Source organism: Candidatus Neomarinimicrobiota bacterium (assembly GCA_034716895.1).
GTDB lineage: Bacteria > Fidelibacterota > UBA8477 > UBA8477 > JABMPR01 > JABMPR01.
In genome coordinates this window covers 1-8,159 of record JAYEKW010000215.1, presented here as the reverse complement: position 1 = coordinate 8,159, position 8,159 = coordinate 1, and the positions used below count along the sequence as shown (strand labels likewise).

Below are 8,159 nucleotides of genomic sequence, written 5' to 3'. Positions count from 1 at the left end.
CACAATTCACAACCTAACCCCAAACGCCCAAACCTCCAAACCTCCCAACCTTCAAACCTCCAAACCTCCAAACCTCCAAACTTTCAAACTTCCCAACCCCCAAACAAAAAAAACCACCATCAGAATTTAAAATGACACTCTGAGGAACGGATTGTGCTCCCTCATGAAATTGGTGACCTTAGGAGTTGGCGCTTGTTCCACCTTCTAACTATATTATTTTATTGTAATGTTGATGGTGTCGCAAAAAGTCCCTCTCGCCCGCCTGCGTATAACTTCGTGCGGGCAGGCAAAGACGCAAAGTCTTGAAAAAATGCGACTCCTTGTAGGACGAAATCTTTGCTTAGCCATGGAATTAGCTTTTTATTGGATCGTCAATGTTGATGGTCTCGCAAAAACTACCTCTCGCACGCAGAGGCGCAGAGTATTGATATTTATGGATTTAGGAGTATTTGAGTTATGTGGTTAATATTAAATGAGTTAGGGTGTATTTGATGGTTATTAAATTACTTTTTGCGGTTTCGTCAATGTTGATAGGGTTGGATTAGAAATCGGTGCAATCTATAATGGATTCGGGGATATCAAGTAAAGGAACGGGGAGTTTCCATGAGTAATGTAGTAGATATGAAAAGTACAAAAGCACAGATCTTGCAGGCTTACGAAGAAGTATTAAGCAAACTGAAGCAGAAATCTGAGGATAAACCAAAAGAAGTTCAGCAGCGCAAAGCAGATGAGAAGGTTGTTGCTTCTGCCAGGAAAAATACTGAAGATGGAATCGTTTCCCAATTAGCCACAATAAAGCAAGAATTTGTTCAATCCCTTGAAAAAATTCAGACAGAAATATTGGATGAGCACAATAAGCTAGCCGATATCCAGACGGCTATTAAAATCGAGAAGAATAGTCTAGAAGATCTGTATGGGCTCGCTGCAAATACTGATTCGTTGGCTGCAATAATAATCGCTCAAAAAGAAAGTCGTGAAAAATATGAGCTGGAGATGGCGGAACAGAAGCATATTCTCAAAGCAGAAATGGATGAGTTAAAGAATAAGTGGAATAAAGAGAAACTCTCTCATGATATAAAAATAAAAGAACAACAGGATCTTGAACTCAAAATGAGAAAGCGGGAGGCTGAAGAGTATAAGTATAATCTTTTGCTGAAACAGAAACGCGAAACTGACGAATACGAAACCATGAAGCTACAACAGGAAACTGAGCTAAAAGACAAAAAGCTTCAACTTGAAAAAGAATTTGCTGATAGAGAACGATCAATTCTTGAGAATGAACAAGAGAATACAAAAATAAGGAAAGAGCTGGAAGGTTTTCCTGGAAAGTTGGAGAAAGCGGTAGAACTGGCGAAAAGTGAGTTGGATAAGACGCTTACGAAAGAATTTGTCTACGAAAAAGAGTTAAAAGCGAAAGAGGTTGAAGGCCAGATTAAATTAAGAGATCATCAGATTAAATCGCTGGAAGGCAAGATCAAGGAGACGGAAGGTCAATTGCAATCCATGGCTCAGAAAGTTGATATATCAGAAAAGTCACTGAAAGACATTGCTTTGAAAGCCATTGAAGGACCCGGTAAAATTCAATTTGTTGAAAGTGAACGCCGTGATTCTCATCAAGGAAATCACAAGGAATCTTGAACTGCCCACTCCGCAAGGGTATGAAAATCAGACATCTCAGCAGAGCACTATTTTAGTGTAATTTAGGACTCCAGCAACTTGTCACTGGAAAAGTGCAGTTAGCAATATATCCATGGATTGAAATGATAGATATTGAGAAAATAACACCTGAAATAATTGAGCGGCTTATGCCACTTAATCCCGATAGGATAATTCTTTTTGGGAGCTATGCTTATGGAATGCCAACCGAAGATAGTGATATCGATTTATTCTTATTGAAAGATGATTTGAAAATTGAAGATATCAGGACCTATTCAAGAGAAGCCAGGAAAAACATCAGAGAATTGATCTTCAAATACAAAATCGGATTCGATATTTTATCTGCGCCTACTGCATATATCAAACAACGAGAAGATTATTTTTACAAAGTCGACATTCTGCAAAACGGAAAAATTATCTATGAATAAAACATCTGCCCAAGAATGGTTAGTAAAAGCATATCATGACCTAAGCTCTGCACATATTTTGTTCGAAGCAAATCACTTTACGGACAGCATAGGAGTTGATCTACATTACTGTATTGAAAAAATACTAAAATCATTTCTTGCTTATCGGAATAAAAAGATCCCCCGAACACATGATCTAAACGAGCTATATGCGCATGTTGAAGGTGAAATAGAACTAAAAGGTGATGAGTTAGATTTATTGGACATCGTCACTGAATATCACATTGAAGAGTCCTATCCAACACCAGATAAAACCTTACCTCCAAGGGAAGAAATAAAAGAAGTATTGGATTTTACTCAAGGCTTGTTCGGAAAAGTATGCGATATATTGAAAATAAACATGAATGATGTAACAGGGTAAAAGTAAATCACCACCTTCTAGCCACCAAGACATCCATCTTCACTCGAAGAGTTACGCCGGACAAGAAAATTCTCTTTTAACGACGTGCCTGAGTAAAGCGTTGGTGTCGTTCTCAGTGCAAGCTACGCGTCACCCAAACTCGGCTACGCCTCAGACAAGGGTTCCTTCACCGTAGCTCACCCTGGAACTCCAATCCAACCCTTCACAATGGCGTAATCGTAATTCCCTGCCAACAAACAGAACTGATCAAAAGCTATTAATTAACTCTCATCACTCAAACCCCCGATCATTTAGGCTAAGTTCCAGGTTCTTCAATCCTCCAAACTTTCAAACTTCCCAGCCTTTCACCTTCGACCATAAGACCTTTGACTTTCCCACACATCACAACTTTTTATTTTTAACCCATAATTTCCAATTAACTTCCCCAATGGCTACCACGCTCAAACAACAAATTATATCATATTTTTCTGACAGGGATGATATAAGCGCAGTCTATCTATTTGGCTCAATTGTATCTGATCGCCTGAGCATAAATAGCGATATAGATATAGCAGTTTTAACTCACTCAGGTGATTTGTCATTTCCGGATCAAATGGACATTTCTCAGGAACTGTCTGATATTACAGGCAGAGAAATCGATTTGGTAGAACTATCTGAAGTTTCAGTCATTTTGAGAAATCAAGTGTTGAGAAAAGGTGAACTGATTATTTGTCAGGACAAGCGAGCCTTAAATCATTTTATCGTGCGCACAAATCAAGAATACATAGACCTCAAACGAGTCAGGAAACCCATTGAAGAAAGTTTGGGGAATGTGAGTATCTATGGTTGATCAGGACATTATCCAGGCAAAGGTTGCCATTATTCAACGCTGCTTAAAACGCATTGCCCATACGACTGGTTTACAGGCTGATACATTGGCAGATCTCGATACTCAGGATATTTTCGTTTTGAATCTCCAACGGGCAAGCCAGGCTGCAATTGATTGTGCCGGACATGTCATCGCTGATGGGGGCTTAGGGTTGCCGAAAAGCCTGAAGGAACATTTCTCAATATTGGAAACAGAGGGGATTATTTCAACTGACCTGACAAAAAAGATGCATGCTATGGTGGGCTTCCGAAATATCGCCGTCCACGAATATGAAAATATTAATATTGATATTCTTTCTAATATACTTGACCATCACTTAAAAGATTTAGAGGAATTTAACACAGCCATTTTGAATTACTCAGAGCTCTAAACCATTGAATACAGAAGTTTCTCTAAAATAGTTGTAATTGACTGAGTATGAGGTGGATACACCTTAAGTGACCTATGGAGTTTGCGCAAAACACTGTTACCATAAGAGTTACAAGTAACAATTGACAAAATTCAGATGAAGGTTGTGGCATTTTGTAATTACCCCATGCTTTAGCTTGGGGGATTAACAGATCACTAGAAATTCAGGGCTTTAGCCCAACTGTGTAGCTGGTTGTCTTGGGCTAAAGCCCTCCTTTTTAATATTTTTATAACCCCCAGGCTGAAGCCTGGGGTAAGTATCAATAGTAACAGCACTATATGTAGACAACTAAAGCTAATATTAGCAAGCAATTATTCCGGCGCAATGAAATTTTAACACAGCCTCTTCAGCCTGGGGACTTAATAAACCACTATGAAATCAGGGCTTTAGCCCAACCATGCTGCCGATACATCTTGGGCTAAAGCCCTTTTTTGGGGAGGATCCCAGAACCCCATGCTGCATTTCGATAAACTCAATAACCAGTATGGGGTTATTGATAAGTTACTATTATTCATATCATTGCACAAACTAGAGATGTCATATTACGCCTTATATTATTGTTATTATTTACCTTATGGACATAATTAGAAAACTTCTGTGAATATCATTTTTCAGTGAACGAAACTTTCGAAAGCACCCCAACTTAAATTTGTGAATAGCTGCTGCGGGTTAGGCACTCACCTCGATACATTCCCACAAAAAACGTGGGAACACTCGGTGATCGCGATGTTGGCAGACAAGAGCGTGGGAACACTCGGTGATCTTGATGTTGGTGGATAAGAGCGTCGGAATACTTGGTGATAAAGATGTTTGCCAGCAGAAGTGTCGGGGCTTGTCGGGACTATGCTTCACATTTGGATGTAGCAGTCTCCAAAATTATGGTAGGCTTCAGAGATCGCCGCGCGTTGCTCGCGAAGACGAATACCGCGCATTTTGAACTGCATTTGGTGTCTTGAACTGAAGTTCTCACCATAGCTATACTTCGATTGGTTATTCCGGAAGCTTCGGACACCCATTCCGGAAAGTTTCGGACACCGGATTCGCCCCTGTTCAGGTCGAGCTAGTTTAAGGCGAGGTGTCCGAGAGACCTACTCTGTTTTTGAGTTTTCTCATAGAATCTACTCCTTCCAGTTCTAATCTGTGTGCATTGTGAATGACCCTGTCCATGATGGCATCCGCCAGGGTCGGGTTTTTAAAGATACTGTACCATTCTTTCACCGGTAATTGGCTGGTCAAGATGTGACTGCCTGTCCCTGATCTTTCTTCTATAATTTCTAATAGTTCCTGAGCCTGTGGTGTTGAGAGTGAACTGAGACCAAAATCATCCAGTATGAGCAGATCATAACGAGCCATTCGTTTTATCCACCTGGGATAAGTTCCTTCAGCTCTGGCCAAGGCCACATCAGTAATGAGCGGTGGTATTCTGGTGTAATAAACAGAGTATCCCGACATGATAGCCTGGCACCCAAAGACACAGGCCAGATAAGTTTTCCCTGTCCCGGTTGCTCCCGTGATAATGATATTCTGATCTTGCTGGATCCAGTTGTTCTGGAGCAGGCTTTTTACCACTGATCTTTTGAGGTTTCGGGTCTCCCGATAATCGATGTCCTCTGGAAAGACCGACTTAAACTTCATTCGTGAAGCGCGTAGCATCCGTTTGGTCCTGCGGTTGTTTCTATCCAGAACTTCTCTATCAATGAGATAAGTGATTCTTTCTTCAAAGCTCATGTCAGCATACTGGTTGGGCTGTTCCATCTGTTCAAGCAGAGCAGCTTTCAAGCCGTTGAGTTTTAACTGTGAGATCTGATCAAGTGTGTGTTCTAGCATCTCATTCTCCTCACTGGTAGCACTGCTGACCACGAACATTCTCATGGTGACTGTCAGGAGGGGTCATCTCCAGAGGTTCATCCAGGGTCTGGCTATACGTCTTGTTGCTTAATATATTCTTGAAGTTTTTAACCCGGTAAAGCTTCAACTCCAGCATCCGTTTCGAGACTGCTTCAACTCTTGAGTTATCCTCACCCTTAGCTCTGGACAAGATTCCCAGGCAAGTCCGGAAGCCCATTTCAGGATGAGGTTTATCTGCCATGATCTTTTCAAAGAGATCTCCTGTAGTGGGACCATAGCCCTTACCCCAGCTTATGACCTTGGAGGGGGTCCATTCAGCCATCGCCTTATGAGCACTGGCCATATGGTCAGTTATTGTGGCAGCTATTCCTTTACCAGGGCCACGTGGGTGAGTGGCTACCCGTTTGTTCTCATGGTAGATTTCTACAGTGGTAGAAGTATAGCGAGCTCTCACAACTTTACCAGCCAACTGGTAGGGCACACTGTAATAGTCACTTTCCAACTGGATGTGATAATCAATATTCACCTTACAGTCTTTGAAGTCTTTGTAGATGTAGGCTCTTTCTGGCAACGCTTTCAGGGCAGGCTGGTCCAACTCTTCAAACAGCTCACGCCGGCTCTTGTTCAGATGTCTCATCTTGCGATGATTTAAATCTTCAAGAAGTTCCCAGATCGCTTCATTAAGTTCATGAAGACTGAAGAACTGTCTGTGTCTCAACCTGGCAAGTATCCAGCGCTGCACCAGCTTGACACTGAGCTCGGCTTTTGATTTATCCTTGGGCTTATACGGCCTGGCAGGCACTACCACGGTACCATAGTGATCTGCCATATCCTGGTAGCTCTCATTGATGTCCGGATCATACCAGTTGGCTCTGGTTACAGCTGACCGCAAATTATCGGGCACCAGCACCTCTGTCACGCCGCCATAGAACTGGAAAGCCCTGATATGTGAGGTAATGAAGTCCTGCTTCTGCTGGCTCATACTGGCTTCAGCATAACTGTAGCCACTGGCTCCCAGGGCTGCCACAAAGACTTCTGCTTTGCTGATCTCTCCTGTCTTGGGATCAATGACTTCCATGGTTAAACCGGAATAATCAACGAACAGCTTCTCTCCAGCTTTATGTACCTGGCGCATACTGACATTCACCTTCTTTGACCAGAGGCGGTAGTGCTCACAGAACTGGGAGTAGCCCAAGCCCTTTGGATGTTGCTCTCGATACTCTTCCCACAGCAGGGAACGGGTTACATGTTTCTTCTTCAGCTCGGTATGCATCTTGCTGAAGTCCGGAAGGGGACGCCTTGATTTCTGAACCTTTGACCCAAACAATGCTGTATAGACCTGATCATCATTAAGTGATTCCATCTGCTTCAGGGACAGATCACTGTCTCCCCAGGCCTTGAGGTAATCACTTACGGTGGACCTGGGTAAGTTCAGAGCATTCTTGATCTGACGGACTGATAAGCCGGATCGCTCATGCAGCTCTATTATCTTGCGGATATGTTTCATTTTTAATCTCCCTGCCCACCGATGTGGTGAGCTGTTCTTGAGTATTCTTTTTCTCATCTATATCCTCTCACGTTAAAGAGGATATATTCACTCTGAACAGGAGACTGGCAACCCTGAAAAGATCGCCAGGGGGGTTTTAAATATTATTCCGGTCGATACCCCGAAAGTGTCCGAAACTTTCCGGAATCACTGTCCGAAGAAAATCGGAATCACTGTCCGAAACTTTCCGGAATCGGTGTCCGAAGGTCTCCGGATTTTCCAGCAACATCCGGCTTTTCAGTTTGAATAACTTCTCGTGGCTCTCAGGAGCATATTAGTATACTTGCAGGAATAACGTTCCCCACCTGTACCCCATTATTTGCATTTAATTCGATGAAATACGGTGATTGGAGGACACCTTCAAGAAAAAAGAAACCCCTCATAACTGTTGTATTATAAGGGGTTAGGGGCGTACTCCGGACAGGGCTCGAACCTGTGACCTACGGATTAGAAATCCGTTGCTCTATCCAGCTGAGCTACCGGAGCATGTCAATAAATATCCAGCTGCCTGTCCCGCCGTAGCTTGAAAAGCGAAGGAGGAAGCTACCGGAGCATTTTGAGCACGGCATTATAATTTATCACCCCGCATTCTGCAAGATGTATCTCTATCTATCTGTTTTATCAGTGAGTTATGAAAGCACCCTTTCTGACACTCCCCTACCCAGTTTGCCCAAAACACTACCAATTCGGTAGAACAACGGATTAAAGAAATGTATCCAGTAAGTGACAAATTGGGATAAACATACCGGTAACGATATGGAGATGGTATGGAGATCTGGATATATTTCTCCCCTAACTCGCTATATTTCATATACTTGAAACTGGATAGGCAACGTTTAGTGTTTTACGCGACAAGATATAAAAAAAGGCCGCTCCAAATATGGGGCAGCCTCTTATATGTGCATGAAGGATTTTGATCAGAATAATCTATCATGGTACGGTAACTGGGAGCACCTGATTCCTTTCTTTGCTTATCCAATAGAAGTGCTCTCGAAACCGTAATG

The 8,159-nt window shown here is 42.4% G+C and carries 7 protein-coding genes and 1 tRNA gene; 5 read left to right on the top strand and 3 right to left on the bottom strand.

The features are described 5' to 3' along the window. The first annotated feature begins 603 nt into the window (after window positions 1-603). The 5 genes from U9Q77_12580 to U9Q77_12560 all read left to right on the top strand — a co-directional run bounded on the left by U9Q77_12580 (window position 604) and on the right by U9Q77_12560 (window position 3,722). Entirely contained in the window at window positions 604-1,638 is a 1,035-nt protein-coding gene (locus U9Q77_12580; protein MEA3288194.1) for a hypothetical protein, read from the top strand. Between the two features lie 92 nt (window positions 1,639-1,730). Further along, window positions 1,731-2,084 carry a nucleotidyltransferase domain-containing protein gene (locus U9Q77_12575; GenBank protein ID MEA3288193.1) on the top strand — a complete coding sequence of 118 codons (354 nt, stop codon included), beginning with the start codon at window positions 1,731-1,733 and terminating at the stop codon, window positions 2,082-2,084. Beyond that, entirely contained in the window at window positions 2,077-2,484 is a 408-nt protein-coding gene (locus U9Q77_12570) for a HEPN domain-containing protein (GenBank protein MEA3288192.1), read from the top strand. The genes U9Q77_12575 and U9Q77_12570 overlap by 8 nt, the downstream gene beginning before the upstream one ends. A 427-nt stretch (window positions 2,485-2,911) precedes the next feature. After that, window positions 2,912-3,313: a nucleotidyltransferase domain-containing protein gene (locus U9Q77_12565; GenBank protein MEA3288191.1), complete on the top strand. Its 402-nt coding sequence runs from the start codon at window positions 2,912-2,914 to the stop codon at window positions 3,311-3,313. Next, window positions 3,306-3,722, top strand: coding sequence for a DUF86 domain-containing protein (locus U9Q77_12560; GenBank protein MEA3288190.1), 417 nt, complete (start codon window positions 3,306-3,308; stop codon window positions 3,720-3,722). The genes U9Q77_12565 and U9Q77_12560 overlap by 8 nt, the downstream gene beginning before the upstream one ends. A 1,104-nt stretch (window positions 3,723-4,826) precedes the next feature. Here the strand turns inward: U9Q77_12560 and istB are convergent. From istB to U9Q77_12545, 3 genes are all read right to left on the bottom strand, one after another. Next, window positions 4,827-5,588, bottom strand: coding sequence for an IS21-like element helper ATPase IstB (istB, locus tag U9Q77_12555; protein MEA3288189.1), 762 nt, complete (start codon window positions 5,586-5,588; stop codon window positions 4,827-4,829). A 10-nt stretch (window positions 5,589-5,598) separates the two neighbouring features. Further along, window positions 5,599-7,116, bottom strand: coding sequence for an IS21 family transposase (istA, locus tag U9Q77_12550; GenBank protein MEA3288188.1), 1,518 nt, complete (start codon window positions 7,114-7,116; stop codon window positions 5,599-5,601). Window positions 7,117-7,567: 451 nt separating this feature from the next. Beyond that, window positions 7,568-7,641, bottom strand: a tRNA-Arg gene (locus U9Q77_12545). Between the last annotated feature and the right edge of the window lie 518 nt (window positions 7,642-8,159).